Source organism: Ferribacterium limneticum, assembly GCF_020510585.1.
In the GTDB taxonomy this organism is placed as follows: domain Bacteria; phylum Pseudomonadota; class Gammaproteobacteria; order Burkholderiales; family Rhodocyclaceae; genus Azonexus.
In genome coordinates this window covers 2,794,915-2,815,343 of sequence record NZ_CP075190.1, presented here as the reverse complement: position 1 = coordinate 2,815,343, position 20,429 = coordinate 2,794,915, and the positions used below count along the sequence as shown (strand labels likewise).

Sequence of the window (20,429 nt, the reverse complement as noted above, 5' to 3'; positions counted from 1 at the left end):
ACTATGAGCATTATCGAAGTTCAAGTTCCCCAGCTTTCCGAGTCCGTCGCCGAAGGCACGCTCGCTTCCTGGAAAAAGAAAATCGGCGAGGCTGTTGCTCGCGACGAAATCCTGATCGACATCGAAACCGACAAGGTCGTTCTCGAGGTGCCGTCGCCGGCTGCTGGCGTTCTGGTCGAAATCATCAAGGCTGACGGCGAAACCGTTGTCTCCGGTGAGTTGATCGCCCGTATCGATACCGAAGCCAAGGCGGGTGCTGCTGCACCAACTGCTGAAGCGCCGAAAGCGGCCGCCGCTGCCCCCGCTCCGGTTGCCGCTGCTGCCGCACCGGCTGGTACGGCCAGCCCGTCGGCCCGTAAGATTCTCGACGAAAAGGGCATTGCTGCCACTGACGTCGCCGGTTCTGGTCGTGGTGGTCGCGTTACCAAGGAAGATGCTGTTGCCGCTGCGCCGAAGTCTGGCCCGGTTGCTGCTCCGGCTGCTGCCAAGGCTGCCATGCCGACGCCGCCGGTTACCGTTGCTCTGGGTGATCGCACCGAACAGCGTGTACCGATGTCCCGTCTGCGCGCCCGCATTGCAGAGCGTCTGCTGCAATCGCAACAGACGAATGCCATTCTGACCACGTTCAATGAAGTGAACATGGGCCCGATGATGGCACTGCGCAAGCAGTACGGTGAAAAGTTCGAAAAGGCCCACGGCGTCCGCCTCGGCTTCATGGGTTTCTTCGTCAAGGCCGCCTGTGCTGCCTTGCAGAAGTTCCCGATCCTCAACGCCTCGGTCGATGGCAATGACATTGTCTATCACGGCTTCATCGACATCGGTATCGCTGTTGGTTCGCCGCGCGGTCTGGTCGTGCCGATCATCCGCAATGCCGATCAGATGAGCATCGCCGAAATCGAGAAGAAGATCGCCGAGTTCGGTTCCAAAGCCAAGGATGGCAAGTTGACCATCGAAGATCTGACCGGTGGCACCTTCTCGATCTCCAACGGCGGCATCTTCGGTTCGATGATGTCCACTCCGATCATCAACCCGCCGCAGTCTGCGATTCTTGGCATCCATGCCACCAAGGACCGTGCCATGGTTGAGAACGGTCAAGTCGTTGTGCGTCCGATGAACTATCTGGCCATGTCCTACGATCACCGCATCATCGACGGCCGCGAAGCCGTCCTCGGTCTGGTGACCATGAAGGAAGCGCTGGAAGATCCTTCCCGCTTGCTGCTCGGCGTCTAATCGACGTTGGCCGGCGCCAGTGTCCCGCAAAGGGCGCTGGCGCTTTTGCACATCTGAAATCTGAAAGGTTTACACATGTCCAAGCAATTTGACGTGCTCGTTATCGGTGGTGGTCCTGGCGGCTATGTCGCAGCCATCCGCGCTGCCCAGCTCGGCTTCTCCGCCGCCTGCTGCGAATCCAATCCGTATGCCGACCCGAAGGGCGAACCGCGCCTCGGCGGCACCTGCCTGAACGTCGGCTGCATTCCGTCCAAAGCCCTGCTGCACACCTCGCACCTGTTCGAGGAAGCCGGCCACAGCTTCGAAGCCCAAGGCATCAAGGTCGGCAAGGCGACGATCGACGTGCCGGTCATGAAGGGCCGCAAGGACACCATCGTTACCCAACTGACTTCCGGCATCAAGGGTCTGTTCAAGAAGAACAAGGTCACCATGCTCAACGGCCACGGTTCCTTTGTCGGCAAGGAAGGCGATCTGTACAAGGTCAAGGTTGGCGCCGACGAGGTCCTGGCCAAGCAGGTCATCATCGCTACCGGCTCCAAGCCGCGTCACCTGCCGAACGTGCCGGTCGACAACAAGATGGTCATGGATAACGAGGGCGCCCTGAATCAGGAATCCGTGCCCAAGAAGCTGGCCATCATCGGTGCCGGCGTCATTGGCCTGGAAATGGGGTCGGTCTGGCGTCGCGTCGGTTCCGAAGTTACCATCCTCGAAGCAATGCCCGACTTTCTGGCTTTTGCCGATCAGGATATTGCCAAGGAAGCGCTCAAGCTGTTCACCAAGCAGGGTCTGAATATCCAGACCGGCGTCAAGATTGGCGACATCAAGACGACCAAGAAGGGCGTCTCGATTGCCTATGAAACGAAGGACGGTAAGGCCGAGAAGCTCGACGCCGACCGCCTGATCGTTTCCATCGGTCGCATTCCCAACACCGACGGCCTGAATGGCGAAGCGGTTGGCCTCAAGCTGACCGATCGCGGCATGGTTGAAGTCGATGGCCATTGCAAGACCAATCTCCCGGGCGTCTGGGCTGTTGGCGACGTCGTGCGCGGCCCGATGCTGGCGCACAAGGCAATGGAAGAGGGTGTCATGGTTGCCGAATTGATGGCCGGTCAGGCTGGCCATTGCAACTTTGACACCATTCCGGGCGTCATCTATACCGCCCCGGAAATCGCCTGGGTTGGCAAGAGCGAGCAGCAACTGAAGGCGGATGGCGTCGCCTACAAGGTTGGCAAAATTCCGTTCATGGCCAATGGCCGTGCGCTGGGCATGGGCGAGCCGTCCGGTTTCGTCAAGATGCTGGCCTGCGCGCAGACCGACCGCATCCTCGGCGTTCATATCATCGGTGCCAATGCCTCCGAACTGATTTCCGAAGCCGTTGTAGCGATGGAATTCGGTGGCGCTTCCGAAGATCTGGCCCGCATCTGCCACGCTCACCCGACCTTGTCGGAAGCGGTGCACGAAGCAGCCCTGGCTTGCGACAAGCGTCCGCTGCACTTCTAAGCTGACTGTTCTTTGCCAGAAAGGCGGGTTGCGGCAACGCACCCGCCTTTTTCTTTGGCAGAATACGTTTTTACCCCCAATACTGATTCACCAAAATGCCCCATAAAAAACTCAATGTCGCCGCGCAGGGCATGCTCGACGCCTATAAAAACCTGCTAGATGCCCGTGGCTACATTGCCGATGCTGCCCAGATGACGGCGGCGATGGCGTTGCAGAGCCTCTATACAAATTTGCTCTTTTTCAAGGTTGACCGTGGCAGCACCTTCAAGCGCCTGCTGTCGCCGCCCAAGCCGCCGAAAGGCGTCTATTTCTGGGGCGGGGTGGGTCGTGGCAAGAGCTTCCTGATGGATTGCTTTTACGACTCGGTGCCCTATCGGCGCAAGCGGCGCATCCACTTCCATGCCTTCATGCAGCAGATTCATCATGACCTCGAAAAATACAAGGGCGAACCCGATCCGATGCTGAGGCTGGCCGAGCAGATCGCCAAGGAAGTGCGCCTGCTCTGTTTCGATGAATTCCACGTCTCCGACATCGCCGACGCCATGATTCTTGGCCGTCTGATGGATGGCCTGTTCGCCCAGGGGGTCATCATCGTGATGACTTCCAACTATCCGCCAGACATGCTGTATCCGAACGGCCTGCATCGGGAGAGCTTCCTGCCGACCATCGCACTGCTCAACAAGCATCTCGATGTCTTCGAGGTTGATGCCGGGACCGACTACCGTTTGCGGGCACTTGAGCAGGTCGAGATCTATCACCACCCGGCCGATGCCGCGGCCGAGAAGAAAATGCTCGACTACTTCAAGATGGTCGATGGTGATGCCGGCAAGAAGGGCGGGCATATCGAGGTTCTGGGTCGCGACATCGAGACCGTGCGGCGCGGCCATGGCGTGATCTGGTTCGATTTCCGCACCCTGTGCGGCGGACCGCGTTCGCAAAACGACTATCTCGAAATCGCCCGTGGATACCACACCGTACTCCTCTCTCATGTTCCGAAAATGACCACGCACCAAGCCTCGGAAGCGCGTCGCTTTACGTGGCTGGTTGACGTTTTCTACGACCACAAGGTCAAGCTCATCATCACTGCCGACTGTGCGGCTGAAGGGCTCTACACCGAGGGCACGCAGGCCAGCGAGTTTGCCCGTACCGTGAGTCGTCTGACCGAAATGAACTCCAGGGAGTACTTGGCCTTGCCCCATATGGTTAGCTGATCAAATGACTGAAACAATGCTCCCCGCTGATCTGGCCATCGATCTTCGGCAACTGGTGATGACCATCGCCAACACGGTCGATCTGGTGGGCGTCGACGATGTCATGCACGGCCGCCGGGTTGGCATGCTGGCACGCGAGATGGCCATCCGCATGGGATGGAGCGAAGCGGACCAGCTGATTCTTTACGATGCCGGCCTGCTGCACGATTGCGGCGTGTCATCGACGCGGGTTCATCATCGCCTAGTGGTTGATCTGGAATGGGATGGGGCCGAAGAGCATTGCATTCGCGGCGACGAATTGTTGGCCAACTTTCAGCCGCTGGCGCATCTCGCCCCGATTATCCGTTATCACCACAGCGCCTGGGAATGGCTGGAAACGCAGACTCTGCCGGGTGATACAGCGCGTTTCGCCAACCTGATCTATTTGGCCGACCGCATTGATGTCCTGGCCGCGCCCTATCATGCCGACCAGAGTGTCCTGTCGCATGCCGACGAGATTCGTGCCCGTCTGGCCTCGGCGCGCGGGCGCCTGTTTTCGCCCGAACTGGTCGATGCCTTCGAGCTCATCTCGCAGGAAGAGGCTTTCTGGCTGGCCTTGCAGCCGGAATGGGTGCAGCAGTACCAGGTCGAGATGGAATCTCATGGCGACCTGAAGATGATCGGCTGGTCCGAGTTCAAGCAGTGCGCGACCATTTTTTCGCGCATCATCGACGCCAAATCGCCTTACACCGAGCAGCATTCGCAAGGCGTTGCGCGGCTGTCGCGCCATCTCGCCGAACGGCTCGGACTTGACCCCATCACCTGCGAGAAAATTGAAGTGGCCGGCTTGCTGCACGATATCGGCAAGCTGCAGATTCCCGACGAGATCATCGAGGGGGAAAGCGCCCTGACGGCGCATGAGTTCGACATCATGAAGAGCCACAGCTACGGGACGCTGCAGGTCCTCAAACGGCTGCATGCAATCGCCGAAATCGCGCGCTGGGCCTCGCTGCATCACGAAACGCCGGATGGTCACGGCTACCCGTTCCATATCGGTGGCGTCGCGCTGCCCATAGAAGCGCGCATCATCAATGTCGCCGATATCTTTCAGGCGCTGGCGCAGGACCGTCCTTATCGCAAATCAATGACACCGGACCAGATATTGGCCATCCTTCAGGAGCGTGCCGATTTGGGGCGCGCCGATCCAGGTGTTGTCCGTCTGGTTGCCGACGATCTGGCCGAATGTCACCGGATCGCCGTCTGTCTTGAATGACTCTTAACGCCGCCGGGAGAACGTCCATGATGCTTCGCATTCTTTGCCTGCTGGCCTGCCTGTTCAGCACCTCGCTGTGGGCCCAGCAGATGGAGGTCATCGAGCTCAAGAGCAAGAATGTCGAAGACGTGCTGCCGGCCTTGTTGCCGCTGGTCGAGCCGGGCGGCACCTTGACTGGCATGAACAACCAGCTTTTTCTCAAGGCCTCGCCACGCAATCGGGCGGACATCAAGCGAGCGCTGGCTGCCATCGACAAGCCGACCCGGCGGCTGATCATTCGTGTTTCGCAAAACCGTCAGGCCGAAGACAGCGCGCGCGGTGCCGAGGCGAGCGGTCAGGTCGTTCTCGGCAGTACCCGGCGCAGCCATGTCGGGGCGACTGTCTGGGACACCAAGAGCGTGCGCGGCGAGAGTGCGGCGCAGATGGTGCAGACCGTTGAAGGCGGGCCGGCTTTCATCCAGGTCGGCCGTTCGCTGCCCATCCCGATGCGCCAGGTCGTAATTGGCCCGGGGGGCGCGGTGATCAATGAAAACATCGTCTATCAGGATGTCGGTCGCGGCTTTTACGCCGTGCCGCGCGTGAACGGCAACCGGGTGACGCTCGACATCAGCCAGCAGGCGGCCAGTCAGGGCGGCTACGGCAGCATCAACAGCCAGCAGCTGTCGACGACCGTTTCCGGGCGGCTCGGCGAATGGATAGAAGTGGGCGGCAGCGGTCGCCAGGCATCAGGCAATCAGGGCGGCGCGCTCACTCTTTCAACTAGCGACGCGCGTGACAATCGCTCAATCTGGCTGATGGTAGAGGAAGTCGAGTGAGCAAATTGAAACGACATATCGGGCAAAAAGTGGCACTGGTCACGGCAGCATTTTGCGCCCTGCTGGCCTTGCCGGCTTTTGGCCTGTTCATCTGGCTGTGGATGGAGCGCGGGCTGGCCGACACCTGGGTGCCGAGCGCCCTGGCTTCGGTGGTCTTCCTCGGTGCTTGCGCCGTCGTGCTCTACGTCACGAGCCGGCCGCAACCGCCGTTGCCGCCAGAGGGCCCGCAAGCCGAAGCCTGAAACGCCGGCTATTCAACCAGGTGGCCGATCAGGGCCGCGTCGGCGACGCCGGTGGCAGGTAGCCCCTTCTTTGCCTGAAACTGCTTGAGCAGATTGGCACTGGTCTGGCCGAAAATGCCGTCGGCCTTGATCGGCACGCCTTGCTCGGACAGCCCGAGTTGCACGAGGCGAACGTCGAGGCCGCGGGCCAGCGGGCTTTGCAGCGAGATGGTGCGGGTGCCGGGCTGCGGGCCGTCGTAGCAACCGGGTGGTGTGGCGCGCAGGGTGCTCGGCGATATTTCGGCGCCGCGGATGACGAGCGGCAGTTCCAGCCCCCAGTAGCCTTGCTCGATCAGGCGCTGGAAGGCATCCATCCGGTAAGCCGTCTTGCGCAAATCGCTGCGTGGATGATTTGTCAGCCAAGCGCGGCGGGTCGCGACGTAGGCCGCGATCCACTTCTTTTCACCGAGTGCAGCAAGGCTGCCGGATTGCGCCATGGTGCGGTCGCGCATGGCTTTCCACGAGCCGTGCACGGTGCTGTCGTAGACCACCGCCGTGCCGAGGGCCGAGGTGATACCGAGGTTGGCGGCGATGCGGGCTGCCGTCAGCCAGTAAACCTCGTCGAAAAACTGATCCTGGGTTTCGCGCATGATCGGGTCGTCGGCCGTCGCGCGCAGCAGGTTGTGCAGACGCAACTCGTTGTCGAGGCCGAGGTCGGTGGCCGCGAAACGCGGCAGCCAGGGCGATAGTCGGGCGCCGAAACGAGCACCGTCGTTGGTGCAGTAGCGCTGCAACAGGTCGAGCAGATTGCCCGAGGCCAGCGTCGTTTGCGAGCGTCCGAAAGTGAGGTGGCCGGTGTCGCCGGGAATGACGGTAACGCTGCCGTAGTCGCCGAGCACGACGCCGGTTTCGAACAGGTTGACGATGGATTGCGCCGTTTGCTTCTGAGTCGGGGTCAGCATGGTGATACTCCTTCCGTCCAGGTTGGTCGGCTGATCATATTCCAATTTTCCGATCAGGATAGCACTATGGCATGCCCGTCCCGGTGCCAAAGGCGTTTCAGATCAATTGTTTGTCTGCTCCTGTTTTGTGCAGGCGGCGCGGATTATTCGCTCAGTTTTCGCATCGTCGAGTTCGGCATGGCCGCCCAGGGCGGCATTGCCGTGGTCGCGCAGGGCCTGCATGACGTGCGCTGCAGCGTCGGGGTCGCTGACGTCGGTGTCGGACAGATGGACCGGCATGTTCAGGCTGCGGTAGAAGGTTTCCAGCGCAGCAATGGTTTCCTCGGCGCTCGGCTGGCTCAGCCCGAAGACATTGCGGCCCATCTGCTCGAGTTTGGCCCGCTTTGCTTCGATCGTTTCGCGTAACAGCCAGGGCTGGATGATCGCCAGGGTACGGCCGTGGTCGATACCGTACAGGGCGGTCAGCTCGACGGCCATGCGGTGCGTTGCCCAGTCCACCGGAACGCCCAGGCCGATGACGCCGCACAGTGCCTGATTGGCCGACCACATCATGTTTTGCCGCCACGCGGTTTCGTGGCGCTGGGCGAAGCTGTCGGCCAGCGTCTTGAGAGCCTTCATCACGGCTTCGGCATAGCCATCCTGGACGAGGGCGCCGACCGGGTAGGTCAGGTATTGCTCGCAGACATGAACGAAGGCATCGACGAGGCCGTTTTCCAGTTGTCGATCGGGCAGGCTGGCCATCACATCCGGGTTGAGAATGGCGAAGCGCGGCCGGGCCGGCGGCACGAAGAAGACGCGCTTTTCATGCGTGGCCTTGCGGGTGACGACCGCGCCGGCATTCGATTCCGAGCCGGTGGCCGGCAGGGTCAGTACGACGCCGACCGGCAGGGCTTGTGTCGGGACATGTTTGCCGCTGACGATATCCCAGCCATCCCCGTCATAAAGCGCTGCACAGGCGACGTATTTGGCGCCATCGGCGACCGAGCCGCCGCCAACACCGAGAATGAATTCTATTTTTTGCTCTTTTATCCGGTTGACCGTGGAAGTCAGTGTTTCGAGCGTCGGATTCGGCTCGATGCCGCCAAATTCGACCACGGTGTGCCCGGCCAGCGCCGCAAGAACTTGCGCATGGACGCCGTTTTGCTTGATCGAGCCACCGCCGTAAAGCAGCAGCACTTTGGCCTCGCGTGGAATCAGCTCGGCCAGTTTGGCAAAGCTGTTCGGGCCGAAGTGGATTTGCGTCGGGTTGTGGTAGCTGAATTCGAAAATGTGCGGCATTGCCTGTCTCCTTGGCTTGGCGCTGAACGGCGGCTTATTGTGCGAAAAAACTGGCGGTGATTTCAAGTGAACGCAGGCGCAGGGCCGGGTCGAACACATCGCTGACCAGGATCATTTCATCGGCCCTCGTCGCTTCTTTCAGCGCCAGCAGGCCATCGTGCACCGTGTCCGGCCCGCCGACGACGGCTGCACCGAGAAAATCGGCGATGCCAGAACGTTCCTGCGGGTGCAGGCCGCTCAGGTAGTCGGCAATCGGCGGTGGCAGGCAGCGACGGTCGCCGCGCAGGATGCCGAGAACGCGCTGGTAGGTGCTGCTGGCCAGGAACTCCGCTTCGTCGTCGGTTGGCGCGGCAATGACCGGCACGCCGATCATCACGTAGGGTTTGTCGAGTTTGGCCGAGGGGCGGAAATTGCGCCGGTAGATGTCGATGGCCGGCAGCAGCATGGCCGGCGCGAAATGCGAGGCGAAGGAATAGGGCAGGCCGCGTTCGGCCGCCAGGCGGGCCGAGAACAGGCTTGATCCAAGTAACCAGATCGGCACTTCGGTGCCGTTGCCGGGCACGGCGAGCACCTTCTGGTCCGGCAAACGGGGGCCGAGCAATTGCTGCAGTTCGCTGACTGCCCGTGGAAAATCGGCTTCCGTTTCGATCCGGTCGCGGCGCAGCGCGCGCATCGTCTGCTGGTCGGTTCCCGGGGCGCGACCGAGGCCGAGATCGATCCGCCCGGGATAGAGCTCGGCCAGCGTGCCGAAGGCTTCGGCAACGACCAGCGGCGCGTGGTTGGGCAGCATGATGCCGCCCGAACCGACGCGGATGCGGCTGGTCGCCCCGGCGATATAGCCGACCAGCACGGCCGTCGCCGAACTGGCGATGCCCGGCATGTTGTGGTGTTCGGCCAGCCAGTAGCGGGTGAAGCCGAGCTTCTCGACATGGCGCGCCGTATCGCGGGCGATGACCAGTGCCTCGGCCGTCGTGCCGCCCTCGCGGATGGCCACGAGGTCGAGCATCGAAAGTTTGGTGTCGTGCAGGGTGTTCATGCGGCCTCCTCAAGCTGTTTTACCGGATCGCGCCGGCTCGCCGCCCAGCCGAGCAGGGAGAGCAGGGCCAGGCCGCTGCCGATCAGCACAATGCCGGCGATTTCACTGGTTTTGAAGGCCTCGCCGAAGATCAGGCGCGACGAAAGAATGGCCACCACCGGCGTGCCAAGTATCGACAGGCTGGCCTCCCAGGCCGGCACGCGGTCGAGGATGTAGATCCACAGCCACCAGCACATTGCCGTACTGCCGATCGACATGAAAATGAGGATGCCGACATAACTGCCGCTCCAATCGGTCGGATGCTCGGGAACAATCAAGGCGAGCAGGACGAGCGGCACGGCGCCGATGATCATCTGCCAGGTGGTCAGAGTCAGCAGGTCGACCGGCGTCTTGCTGCGCAGACGCTTAATCAGAATGGTGCCGGTCGCCCAGCACAGCGCCGCCATGAGGCCGAGGAACTTGCTGAACAGGCTGGCGTGCATGTCCCACGGTTCGATGATCAGGAGCAGACCGCCCAGCGTGCTCGCCGCGGCCAGCCACTGCTTGCCGCGCACGCGCTCGCCGAGGATCGGCCAGGCGAGCAGCAGCGTCCAGATCGGCATGGTGAAGATGAGCACCGCCGTCTTGCCCGGGCCGCCCTCAACCAGCGCCCAGGTCTGGAAAATCATGAAGCCCGAGACTTGCGCCAGGCCGATGGCGATGGTCTGGCGCGGGGCGACCAGCTTCAGCGAACGCCCGCTCAGCTTGACTGCGATGATCAGCGCCAGCGCGGCGCCAACGCAGCGTTCGGCGGCGAAGGCGAAGGGCGGCGCGTAGGCCAGGCCCTGCTTGGCGAGCACCCAGGTGTAGCCCCAGGTCAGCGAGAGGACGATCAGCGCAAGTGCGGGCAGCCAACGGCGGTATTCGGACATGGTGTTTCCGGGAAAAACGGCCCCGGCCGGCGGTTGGCCGGTCGGGGCGCGGGGCAATTGAAATCAGGCAGCCAGCGCCGGGTAGTCGGTGTAACCCTCGGCCCCACCGCCATAAAGCTTGTCGGCCTGCAGTTCGTTGAGCGGCAGGTTGTCCTTCAGGCGGCGGACGAGGTCCGGCGTGCTGATGAACGCCCGGCCAAAGGCGACCAGATTTGCCTTGCCTGCCGCGACATTGTCGATGGCCAAGTCACGCGAGTAGCCGTTGTTGAGCATCCAGGCACCGGGGAAAGCGCGATGCAGCGCTTCGTAGTCGAAAGCCTTGCCCTCGGGCGCCCGCGTGCCGCCGGTTTCGCCCTCGATCACGTGCAGATAGGCCAGGCCGAACGGCGCCAGCTGCTCCACGACATAACCGTAGAGCGCCTGCGGATCGCTGTCGAGCGGCGCCGTGAAGGTCGTCATCGGGCTCAGGCGGATGCCAGTGCGACCGGCGCCGATTTCCTTGGTGATTGCCGTGACGACTTCGAGCAGCAGGCGGGCGCGGTTGGCGATGCTGCCACCGTAAGGGCCGCTGCGGTCATTGACGCTGTCGCGCAAGAACTGCTCGATCAGATAGGTGTTGGCGGCATGCAGCTCGACGCCGTCGAAGCCGGCATCGATGGCGTTGCGCGCGGCGCGACGGTAATCCTCGATCAGGCCGGGGATTTCGTCGTCGCGCAGGGCGCGCGGCGTGGACACCGGGACGAAACCGTCGCTGGTAAAGGTCGAGGCCTCGGCGACCTTGTCGGTCGAGGACACCGGTGCCGCGCCATCCGGCAGCAGCGACGTGTGCGAAATGCGCCCGACGTGCCACAGTTGCAGGACGATCTTGCCGCCGGCGGCATGCACGGCATCGGTCACCTTACGCCAGCCGGCGATCTGTTCCGGGCTGTGGATGCCCGGGGTGGCGAGGTAGCCCTGGGCCATCGGGCTGATCTGGCTGGCCTCGGCGATGATCAGGCCGGCCGTGGCACGCTGGCGGTAATACTCGACGGTCAGCGGTCCGGCGACATTGCCCGCGATGGCGCGGTTGCGCGTCAGCGGCGCCATGACAATGCGGTTGGCGAGGGCGATATCGCCGATTTGGATCGGGTCGAACAGGCTAGTCATGTTGAATCTCCTGATGGGTAGTTGATGAAAATTAGACCGGTCGTCTATTGTTTCGGGTTAAAAATTGGCCGCAACAGCATGCGGCCTGTGGTCGGATGTTCAATGATTCAAGGCGTCAGCAACTGTCTGGTAAAGCGCATAGCGTTTTCGAGGGACTGGCTGTTGCGGTGCAGCTTGCCGAGCAGGCTGGCGCCGAGCCAGAGCTGATAGAGCAATTGCGCCGTCGGCCGGGCTTCGAGCGCCGGCAACGAGGCATCGGCGACGCCGCTTTCGATGGCGCCGGCGATCTGGTCCACGATGCGGTCGGTGCCGTCGCGCAAGGTCAGGCGCATGGTGTCCGACAGGTCGGAGACCTCGGCGGCGAGCTTGACGACCAGGCATTTTTGATCGGCGCATTCAGTGCACTGCTTGTCCAGCCAGCGCTGCCAGTAACGCATCAGGCGCTCATGGCCCGAAGCTGATTCGAGCGCAAACAGACTGTCGATATCGGCCAGATAGCGCTCGAAGTAATCCTCGAGCAGGGCCTTGCCGTAGTCTTCCTTGGATTCGAAATAATGGTAGAACGAGCCCTTCGGCACGCCGGCGGCCTTCAGCAATTCGTTCAGACCGACGCTGGCGAAGCCCTTCCCGGCAAAAATGCCGAGACCGGTGTCGAGAATGTGCTGGCGCGTGTTGTCGTGACGAGTGTTCATGGGAAGTAGTTTGCCGAAAAATAGACCAGTCGTCTAGTAAATTTTTAGTTGCTGGGTTAATCAAGATTGCGTGCAGGTGGTCGCGGGCAATCGGCAGCGAGCGGTTACTCAAGAAAGCTCCGCACAGCGGACGTTAGCACTGTCAGTATGATTGCTGATTGATAAGGAGACCCGTATCGGATAATCTCAATGTCATTCAAAAGGTTTGGAGCGATTTAGCCGTGTCCTTATTGTTGGCGATATCCCAGACATTTCTGCGGCTGAATAACTGTTAGCTATATGAAACCATCACCATCCAAAGACCGAACTGTTCTTGAGGCCGTGCTTGAGAGCTCCGAGGTGGTCGCTGATACCCTTATGAAGGGCGACCTCATTTCTGAGATTCCGATTATCGGGACGGCTTTCAAAATCTGTAAGGCGGCAGACTCGATTCGGGAGCGCGCATTTGCGGCAAAACTCTCTGCATTCATATCTGGCGTGGACTCAGTTGATGATTCGAAAAAAGAAAAAATGCGTGCGCGGGTCAAATCGTCACCCGAAGAAGCGAAACGAATTGGCGAAACGCTTTTTTTCGTTCTTGAGCGCGTGACGGACTTCGACAAGCCTGCCATATTGTCAAAGCTCTTCCTTGCGTATATTGATAATGTAATTTCTGGCCAAGACCTGAGACGTATGGCCCAAGCTATCGACGCAGCTTTCTCTGATGACCTGCAGAAATTCATCGAAGTAAAAACTCCACCTAAGAAATCGGAGTCGGGATGGATGCAGCACCTCGTTTCTTCCGGGCTGACATGTGCCGTGGCCGGGAAGACCATTAATGAAGCCGGTCTCCTTTATTACGAGGCCACTCCGCTAGGAAATAAGTTCCGAACCGCATACCTTCGGAAAAGGTCGTAGGACTAACTAATTAATCCACCGGAGCTGCGCAAGAAGCCGCGCCGGTAGGCGATTGCAGACGTTCTGAGTGACCGCCTTTCAATGGTGGCTATGGCAGCAATGGGCACATTTCAGACTGAAAAATCAGGCTCAACACTGGCCGGCTTCAAAGAAAAAACCCGGCACGAGGCCGGGTTTTTGTTGCGTGCCTTTTGATCAGGCGGCGTTGAGCGCCTGATCCAGATCGGCGATGAGGTCGTCGATGTGCTCAATGCCGACCGACAGGCGGATCATGTCTTCCGAAACGCCGGCCTTGGCCAGTTCTTCCGGCGACAGCTGGCGGTGGGTGGTCGAGGCTGGGTGGCAGGCCAGGGTCTTGCAGTCGCCGATGTTGACGAGGCGGGTGACGAGTTGCAGGGCATCCTGGAACTTGCCGCCAGCTACGCTGCCGCCGATGACGCCGAAGTTCAGAATGCCGGAGGCGCGGCCGCCCATGTATTTCTGGACCAGCGCGTGGTCCTTGTGCTCGGGCAGGCCGGCGTAGTTGACCCAGCTTACCTTCGGGTGCTTCTGCAGGAACTGGGCGATCTTCAGCGCGTTTTCGCAGATGCGGTCCATGCGCAGGGCCAGCGTTTCGATGCCTTGCAGGATCAGGAAGGCGTTGAACGGGCTGATGGCGGCGCCCATGTTGCGCAGCGGCACGACGCGGGCGCGACCGATGTAGGCGGCGGGGCCGAGCGCTTCGGTGTAGACGACGCCGTGGTAGGAAACGTCCGGCTCGTTGAGACGCTTGAACTTGGCCTTGTGCTCGGCCCACGGGAACTTGCCGCTATCGACGATGATGCCGCCGAGGCTGTTGCCGTGGCCGCCGAGGTATTTGGTCAGGGCGTGCACAACGATGTCGGCGCCGTGCTCGAAGGGGCGGCACAGGTAGGGCGAGGGCACGGTGTTGTCGACGATGACCGGCACGCCGTGCTTGTGGGCGATTTCGGCGAGCTTTTCGAAGTCGGTGACGTTGCCGAGCGGGTTGCCGACAGATTCGCAGAAGACGGCCTTGGTCTTGGCGTCGATCAGTTTTTCGAAGGCTTCCGGATCGCGGTAGTCGGCGAAACGGACGTCGATGCCGTATTGCGGCAGGGTGTGGGCGAACAGGTTGTAGGTGCCGCCGTACAACGTGCTGGAGGTGACGATGTTGTCGCCTGCTTCGGCGATGGTCATGATCGAGGCAGTGATGGCCGCCATGCCGGAGGCCATGGCCAGCGCGGCAATGCCGCCTTCCATTTCGGCGACGCGCTTTTCGAGTACATCCTGCGTCGGGTTCATGATGCGCGTGTAGATGTTGCCGGCGACCTTGAGATCGAACAGGTCGGCGCCATGCTGGGTGCTGTCGAAGGCGTAGGAAGTGGTCTGGTAAATCGGCACGGCCACGGCCTTGGTGGTCGGGTCGGGCGAATAGCCGCCGTGGACGGCGATGGTTTCGATCTTCATGCGAGCGTCTCTCTTGGTGTTGTTGTGGAAAAAGGGATGTCGGGAAACAGGCTGCCTAGCTTAGCGCGCCCGGTGACGAGCGCCAATAAGGATATGTTCTATTGATATGCCCAAACGTCATGCTGACGGTTCGCTTGCTTCTTCATCGCCGGGAAAGGTCTCGGCTGAATGGCGTGCCGCCTTGATCATGAAACGACCGGGGTCGAGGGCGTCGACGAGGTCGCGCTCGAGCGGCAGCGGTTCGCCTTCGATCTGGCTGAGCAGCAGGTCGGCCATCAGCGCCGACCAGACGATGCCGCGCGCACCAAAGCCCTGGACGCACCACAGGCCGGGCTGGCGCGGGATATTGTGGAGGCGGGTGTTGGGTGTGGCGGCCAGAGTGTCCGGGACGGCGCCGACGATGGGCAGGCGGTCCGGCGACATCGGGCGAAAGCCGACGCGGCCGTGCAGGGCGGCCGGGTCGAGGCCGGCGGCGAAGTCCGGCAGGGTCAGGCGGAGGCGGGCGAGGTTGTCGCTGTGGTCGGATTCGCGCTCATTGGTGTCGTCGTCTTCGTAGGACAGCGAGGCGCCAATCAATTGCGTGCCGTCGACATCGGGGATGGCGTAGCCGACCTGAAACAGAACGGCCTTGAGCGGCGTGCCGGCCGCCGCTGGCAAATGGCTGACCTGGCCGCGGCCGGAACGTTGCGGTAGCCAGGCAAATTGTTCGAAGCGCGGGGCGGCGGCGCCGCTGGCCATGATCAGAACCGGCGCTTCGGCCAGGATATTGCCGGCCGCATCAAGCGCCTGCCATTCCGTTTTTGGCCGAAAAATCCGGTTGACCGTAGCATTGAAGCGGGTCGTGATTTTTTCGGGAAAAGCGGCCAGTGCGGCCTTGCAAACTGAGGGCGGTTGCACCCAGCCGCCGTTCGGAAACCACCAGCCACCGATATTTACCGCTTGGCCGAGCAGTTGGCTGGCTTCGTCCTTGTCGACGAACCGGAGTAGGTCGGGCGGCAAGCCGAGTTGTTCGACGGCACGCTTTTGCTGCGCTTCGTGTTCCGGCTCGCGCGCCAGATGCAGCACGCCGCAGGGCGACCAGCGGGCGTCGGGCAAGCCGGCGAGCAGGGCGCGCGTGGCGAGAAAGCCGGCGCGGGTCAGGCGCGACAGGCGGTTGTCGTCGGCGCTGGGCAGCGGGCGCAGCATGCCGGCCAGGTTGCTCGAGGCGCCAGTCGCCGGGGCATCGGCCTGTTCGAGCACGGTGACCTGCCAGCCGGCGGCGGCCAGCGCGTAGGCCGTCGCGCTGCCGGCAATGCCGGCGCCGATGACGATGGCCCGGCGATCCGTCGGCGCAAGGTGGCGATCCGGCCGGCGCGAACGGAAGCGGCCGACCAGCATCTGCCGCTTGCCGACCGGGCCGGGACGTTTTTCGACGTCGAACTCGGCGTCTTTCAAGGCTTGGCGGACGTGGCCGGCGACTGTCCACGTGGCCAGCGTCGCGCCCGGTGCAGTCAGGCGGGCGAGGCCCTTGCAGAACTGTGGCGACCACAGTTCCGGGTTCTTTTGTGGGGAAAATCCATCCAGGAAAAAGGCATCGACCGAGGCGTCGATAGCGCGCAGCTGGGTCGAGGCATCGCCGAAAAGCAGGGTCAGAATGACCTGGCCGCCGTCGAGATGCAGGCGGTGCATGCCGGGTACCAGAGGCGGCCAGTGTTTTTGCAGTTCCGCCGCCAGTTCGCCGAATTCCGGCCAGGCTTGCTGGCAGGTGGCGAGGTCTGCCACGGTCAACGGGAATTTTTCGCAAGAAATGAAATGTAGCCGCCGGCAGCGCTGCGGGTCGTCACGCCAGGCCTGCCACGCAGCGAGGAAATTCAGCCCGGTGCCGAAGCCGGTTTCAAGGATGACAAAGCGGTCGCGCCCCTGCCAGCGTTGCGGCAGTTCGTTACCACCGAGAAAGACATGCCGCGCCTGCGTTGGCCCGCCGAGGGCGGAGTGATAGACGTCGTCGAAGGCGGCGGAGTAGGGCGTGCCGTAGGCGACGAATTCGATTTTGGCGGGCTGCAGTTTTTCCACTAATGCAGGCGCGATATGTCTATGGCAGGTGTGGCGCTCGCTGGCACCGGGGCGTCGTCGAGCGCCAGATTCCATTGCGCATGTTCGGCACCGGCCCGCAGCATGGCGCACAGGGTTTGCAGCAACTCGACATTCATGGCGAGCTGAAAACTGCGCTCCCGGCCTTCGCGAAAGATCAGGTTAAAGGTGCCATCGCTCAGGGTGTCGACCTTGAGTTCGCTACTGAGCAGCGGTGTTGAGCCGAGCGGGTAGGTGGCATTTTCTTCGGAAAACGGCTGGTCGAAATGGGCTGCATCATCGGCTGAAACTTCACCAACAATCGGCGCCGCAACCGCCTGCTTTCCGGTCAGCCGGGACAGGTGCGGCCACAGTTCGCGCAGAAAACGCCGGGTCAGCCAGATCCGGTATTCCTCGTCTTCCTGCGTGGAAATGCGCAACAGAAGACGATCCTGCACTTGGTCGCAAGCGACTTGGAGTTGACGAATTTGCATCAGAATTTACCGGGAAAACTCGATGCGTGAGCGAGCGCAGCCAAATCAAGGCGCCGACGGCCGCCGCATAGCAAGCTATGCAAGGTCGTCGGCAACGCCGAGTTGGCAAGCGCAGCCACGCATCACTCGGGGCGCATGGAGGGGAACAGGATGACATCGCGAATGGCGGCTGCATCGGTCAGCAGCATGATCAGCCGATCAATCCCGATCCCGCACCCACCAGTCGGCGGCAGCCCGTATTCCAGCGCACGAATGAAATCCGCGTCGTAATACATTGCCTCTTCATCCCCCGCATCCTTGGCCTTCATCTGTTCCTGGAAGCGTGCCGCCTGGTCTTCGGCATCGTTGAGCTCGGAGAAGCCATTGGCAATTTCACGGCCAACGATGAACAGCTCGAAACGCTCGGTAATCTCCGGATTGGTATTCGAAGCACGAGCCAGCGGCGACACTTCGACCGGGTAGTCGATAATGAAAGTCGGTTCCCAGCACTGGGCTTCGGCACAGGCTTCGAACAGCTGCAACTGCAGGCTGCCCAGACCGCCCGGCTTGACCGGCTCGCCAAAGGCCTTGATCTTGGTCTTGAGGAATTCGACGTCGGCCAGTTGCGCATCGGTGAAATCCGGTTGCTGGCGCTGGATGGCCTGGTTGATGGTCAGGCGATGGAAAGGCTTGGAGAGGTCGAGCTCGCGGCCCTGGTAGACGAAGACTTCCTTGCCCAGCGCTTCGCGCGCGGCATGGCGGAGCAGGCCTTCGGTGAAGTCCATGAGCGTGTGGTAGTTGGCATACGCCTCATAGAACTCCATCATCGTGAATTCGGGGTTGTGGCGCGGGCTGAGGCCTTCGTTGCGGAAGTTGCGGTTGATTTCGAAGACCTTCTCGAAGCCGCCGACGACCAGGCGCTTGAGGTAGAGCTCCGGCGCAATGCGCAGGAACTGCTGCATGTCGAGCGCGTTGTGGTGCGTGACAAACGGCTTGGCCGAGGCGCCGCCGGGGATCGGGTGCATCATCGGCGTTTCGACTTCCATGAAGCCGTGGCCGGTCATGTAGTTGCGGATGGCGGCGACGATGTCGGAGCGGGCGCGGAAGGTGGCGCGCGTTTCCTCGTTCATGATCAGGTCGACGTAGCGCTGGCGATACTTCATTTCCTGGTCGGCCAGGCCATGGAACTTGTCCGGCAACGGGCGCAGCGATTTGGTCAGCAGGCGGATTTCGGCGGCCTGGATGGACAGTTCGCCGGTCTTGGTCTTCATCAGGATGCCGCGCACACCGATGATGTCGCCGAGGTCCCAGGTCTTGAAATCGGCATAGACTTCTTCGCCGACGCGGTCGCGCGTCACGTAAATCTGGATGCGGCCCGACAGATCCTGGATGGTGGCGAACGACGCCTTGCCCATGACGCGCTTGAGCATCAGGCGGCCGGCCACCTTGACCTCGACCGGCAGGCCTTCGAGTTCTTCCGCCGATTTGTCGCCATAGCCTTCGAGGACCTTGGCCGCGGTGTTCTCGCGCTGGAAGTCGTTCGGGAAGGCTTTCCCGGTCTTTCGCCACTCGGCCAGTTTGGCGCGGCGCTCGGCGATGAGCTGGTTTTCGTCCTGCTGGACCGGGGCTTGCTGTTCGGGGTTGGACATGAAGAATCCTTGGGAAAATGGGAGGCGCTGTGGGCAAATGCCAAGAACCTTTGATTTTCGCCGATTTTGGCTATTGGGGACAAGGTTGGTAGCGCTTGTTTCGCCTGGATTTTCGGTGTGGCAGCCGATTAAATCCTTCAGCAACAATTGGAGTGCCAGCAACCAATGATGAGGGGATGTCACGGGCACTCGCCGTCTATCATTTGGCGGTGCAGCCAGTACCCTCAATCAGGCATAGACGTTCACCAGGCTGCCGACGCCGCTGGCTGGTGATACCGAGTCGACAGGTGCCGCGCTGTCGTTCAGGCTCTTGGGTGCCTCATTTCCGTTGGGGCGAAAACCGTTGACGTCCTGTTTTGACAGCTCGGCAGCTTCCATCCGGTGTTTGATATCGCTGATCTTTCCTGCGATTTCGGCGATTCGGGCTTTCCCCTCGGTTGTTTTGCACGATGGGCAGTTTTCCCAATTGGCAAGCTCCGCCTCAAATCTCGCAAGCTGTGCTCGCAGATTGGTAGCAGAACTCACTGCAGATGTCTGAGTTGTCGGCAATGAACCTGCGACAGGGCTAAGCATGCGATTTTCTGCGAGCTTATTGATAGAGATCCGGAAACTGGCGCCGGAGGTGCTCAATCTTGGGCAGGTCGTTGATGACGATGTAGGGCTGGGTGGGGTGCAGGGCCAGATAGTTCTGGTGATACTGTTCGGCGGGATAGAACTGCTGCAGGGCAGCGATCTGCGTAACGACGGGTTTGCCAAAAGTGCGATCCGCGGTCAGTTTTTTGATCTGGTCGGTTGCCATTTTTTGCTGCTCCGGATCGGCGAAGAAAATCGCCGAACGATATTGGCTCCCGACATCCGGACCTTGGCGGTTGAGTTGCGTCGGGTCATGGGCGACGAAAAAGAACACTTGCAGCAACTGCTGATACGAGACCTGCGCCGGATTGAAACGAACGCGCACGGCTTCGGCATGACCTGTCCGGCCGCTACCGACCGCCTCATAATTGGCCTTGTCGGCATTGCCGCCGGCATATCCCGACTCGACGCTGGCGACGCCCTTGACGTGCTTGAACACCGCATCGACGCCCCAGAAACAGCCGCCGGCGAAAATGGCTGTCTGCAAGCTCGTCGGATTATCCGTCTTGCTTTCGGCGATTGCCGATGCGCCATGGGCGGGGATCAAGACTGCAAGGGCCAGTCTGGCAAGCAGCACCAGCCGGCCCGTTTTCGTCGAACTGGATAGAAAAGACATGATCTACTCCTGATTTACCTTGCCTGGCCAGAAGGCCAGTCATTGCTTTTTGTCCTGCGGACTGGCTTGCCAGGACCTTGGTGGGGCCAGCTAGCGGCGCCGTGCCCCACCTGCGGCGACTACTTCTTCATTTCGTCCTTGCCCATGGCATCCTTGGCCATGCCGTCTTTCTTCTTCATTTCGTCCTTCTTCATGCCATCCTTGGTCATCGCATCTTTTTTCATGCCGTCTTTGGCCATATGGTCCTTGTCCATTGGCTTCTTCATGCCATCCTTGGCCATGCCGTCGGTGGCCATTGTGTCTTTTTTCATCATGTCGTCGGCGAAAGCGGTACTGCCGGCAAGCATCAAACAGGCGGCGAAAATACTGGAAATGATTGTTTTCATGGTGG

At 61.3% G+C, this 20,429-nt stretch carries 20 protein-coding genes; 7 read left to right on the top strand and 13 right to left on the bottom strand.

Annotated features, from left to right (window positions below):
• Nucleotides 1–3: 3 nt before the first annotated feature.
• The 6 genes from odhB to KI613_RS13520 all read left to right on the top strand — a co-directional run bounded on the left by odhB (nt 4) and on the right by KI613_RS13520 (nt 6,250).
• Nucleotides 4–1,230 (top strand): 2-oxoglutarate dehydrogenase complex dihydrolipoyllysine-residue succinyltransferase, encoded by a 1,227-nt coding sequence (odhB, locus tag KI613_RS13545; RefSeq protein WP_226400353.1) that lies wholly within the window; start codon nt 4–6, stop codon nt 1,228–1,230.
• A gap of 75 nt (nt 1,231–1,305) precedes the next feature.
• Nucleotides 1,306–2,730 (top strand): dihydrolipoyl dehydrogenase, encoded by a 1,425-nt coding sequence (gene lpdA / locus KI613_RS13540; RefSeq protein WP_226400351.1) that lies wholly within the window; start codon nt 1,306–1,308, stop codon nt 2,728–2,730.
• A gap of 95 nt (nt 2,731–2,825) precedes the next feature.
• Nucleotides 2,826–3,941 carry a cell division protein ZapE gene (gene zapE / locus KI613_RS13535; protein ID WP_226400349.1) on the top strand — a complete coding sequence of 372 codons (1,116 nt, stop codon included), beginning with the start codon at nt 2,826–2,828 and terminating at the stop codon, nt 3,939–3,941.
• A 4-nt stretch (nt 3,942–3,945) separates the two neighbouring features.
• On the top strand, nt 3,946–5,193 hold the full coding sequence (locus KI613_RS13530; protein ID WP_226400335.1) for an HD domain-containing phosphohydrolase: 1,248 nt from the start codon (nt 3,946–3,948) through the stop codon (nt 5,191–5,193).
• Nucleotides 5,194–5,219: 26 nt separating this feature from the next.
• On the top strand, nt 5,220–6,008 hold the full coding sequence (locus tag KI613_RS13525) for a secretin N-terminal domain-containing protein (protein ID WP_226400333.1): 789 nt from the start codon (nt 5,220–5,222) through the stop codon (nt 6,006–6,008).
• Nucleotides 6,005–6,250 carry a hypothetical protein gene (locus tag KI613_RS13520; protein WP_226400331.1) on the top strand — a complete coding sequence of 82 codons (246 nt, stop codon included), beginning with the start codon at nt 6,005–6,007 and terminating at the stop codon, nt 6,248–6,250. Before KI613_RS13525 ends, KI613_RS13520 begins: the two co-directional genes overlap by 4 nt.
• Nucleotides 6,251–6,258: 8 nt before the next feature.
• On the opposite strand, the gene KI613_RS13515 is transcribed toward KI613_RS13520, so the two are convergent.
• From KI613_RS13515 to KI613_RS13490, 6 genes are all read right to left on the bottom strand, one after another.
• On the bottom strand, nt 6,259–7,191 hold the full coding sequence (locus tag KI613_RS13515) for a chitosanase (RefSeq protein ID WP_226400329.1): 933 nt from the start codon (nt 7,189–7,191) through the stop codon (nt 6,259–6,261).
• 102 nt (nt 7,192–7,293) lie between these two features.
• The gene (locus tag KI613_RS13510; protein WP_226400327.1) at nt 7,294–8,469 is read right to left on the bottom strand and encodes an iron-containing alcohol dehydrogenase; all 1,176 of its coding nucleotides are present in this window, start codon (nt 8,467–8,469) and stop codon (nt 7,294–7,296) included.
• A gap of 34 nt (nt 8,470–8,503) precedes the next feature.
• Nucleotides 8,504–9,505, bottom strand: a complete 1,002-nt coding sequence (locus KI613_RS13505; protein WP_226400325.1) for an LLM class flavin-dependent oxidoreductase — start codon at nt 9,503–9,505, stop codon at nt 8,504–8,506.
• Nucleotides 9,502–10,416 (bottom strand): DMT family transporter, encoded by a 915-nt coding sequence (locus KI613_RS13500; RefSeq protein ID WP_226400323.1) that lies wholly within the window; start codon nt 10,414–10,416, stop codon nt 9,502–9,504. The genes KI613_RS13505 and KI613_RS13500 overlap by 4 nt, the downstream gene beginning before the upstream one ends.
• Nucleotides 10,417–10,479: 63 nt before the next feature.
• Nucleotides 10,480–11,562, bottom strand: coding sequence for an alkene reductase (locus KI613_RS13495; protein WP_226400321.1), 1,083 nt, complete (start codon nt 11,560–11,562; stop codon nt 10,480–10,482).
• 107 nt (nt 11,563–11,669) lie between these two features.
• A complete protein-coding gene (locus tag KI613_RS13490; RefSeq protein WP_226400319.1) occupies nt 11,670–12,254 on the bottom strand; it encodes a TetR/AcrR family transcriptional regulator in 585 nt (194 codons plus the stop codon).
• A 357-nt stretch (nt 12,255–12,611) separates the two neighbouring features.
• On the opposite strand from KI613_RS13490, the gene KI613_RS13485 reads away from it, so the two are divergent.
• Entirely contained in the window at nt 12,612–13,151 is a 540-nt protein-coding gene (locus KI613_RS13485) for a hypothetical protein (RefSeq protein WP_226400317.1), read from the top strand.
• Between the two features lie 195 nt (nt 13,152–13,346).
• Here KI613_RS13485 and KI613_RS13480 read toward each other — a convergent pair whose 3' ends face one another.
• From KI613_RS13480 to KI613_RS13450, 7 genes are all read right to left on the bottom strand, one after another.
• Nucleotides 13,347–14,618 carry an O-acetylhomoserine aminocarboxypropyltransferase/cysteine synthase family protein gene (locus KI613_RS13480; protein WP_226400315.1) on the bottom strand — a complete coding sequence of 424 codons (1,272 nt, stop codon included), beginning with the start codon at nt 14,616–14,618 and terminating at the stop codon, nt 13,347–13,349.
• A 117-nt stretch (nt 14,619–14,735) separates the two neighbouring features.
• Nucleotides 14,736–16,670, bottom strand: coding sequence for a bifunctional tRNA (5-methylaminomethyl-2-thiouridine)(34)-methyltransferase MnmD/FAD-dependent 5-carboxymethylaminomethyl-2-thiouridine(34) oxidoreductase MnmC (mnmC, locus tag KI613_RS13475; protein ID WP_226400313.1), 1,935 nt, complete (start codon nt 16,668–16,670; stop codon nt 14,736–14,738).
• Nucleotides 16,670–17,161, bottom strand: a complete 492-nt coding sequence (locus tag KI613_RS13470) for a hypothetical protein (RefSeq protein ID WP_226400311.1) — start codon at nt 17,159–17,161, stop codon at nt 16,670–16,672. The genes mnmC and KI613_RS13470 overlap by 1 nt, the downstream gene beginning before the upstream one ends.
• Nucleotides 17,162–17,283: 122 nt before the next feature.
• The gene (lysS, locus tag KI613_RS13465) at nt 17,284–18,789 is read right to left on the bottom strand and encodes a lysine--tRNA ligase (protein ID WP_226400309.1); all 1,506 of its coding nucleotides are present in this window, start codon (nt 18,787–18,789) and stop codon (nt 17,284–17,286) included.
• Between the two features lie 228 nt (nt 18,790–19,017).
• Complete coding sequence (locus KI613_RS13460) at nt 19,018–19,362, bottom strand: hypothetical protein (RefSeq protein WP_226400307.1); 345 nt, start codon at nt 19,360–19,362, stop codon at nt 19,018–19,020.
• Between the two features lie 16 nt (nt 19,363–19,378).
• Nucleotides 19,379–20,038: a peptide-methionine (S)-S-oxide reductase MsrA gene (msrA, locus tag KI613_RS13455; RefSeq protein WP_226400305.1), complete on the bottom strand. Its 660-nt coding sequence runs from the start codon at nt 20,036–20,038 to the stop codon at nt 19,379–19,381.
• 119 nt (nt 20,039–20,157) lie between these two features.
• A complete protein-coding gene (locus KI613_RS13450) occupies nt 20,158–20,424 on the bottom strand; it encodes a pentapeptide MXKDX repeat protein (protein ID WP_226400303.1) in 267 nt (88 codons plus the stop codon).
• Between the last annotated feature and the right edge of the window lie 5 nt (nt 20,425–20,429).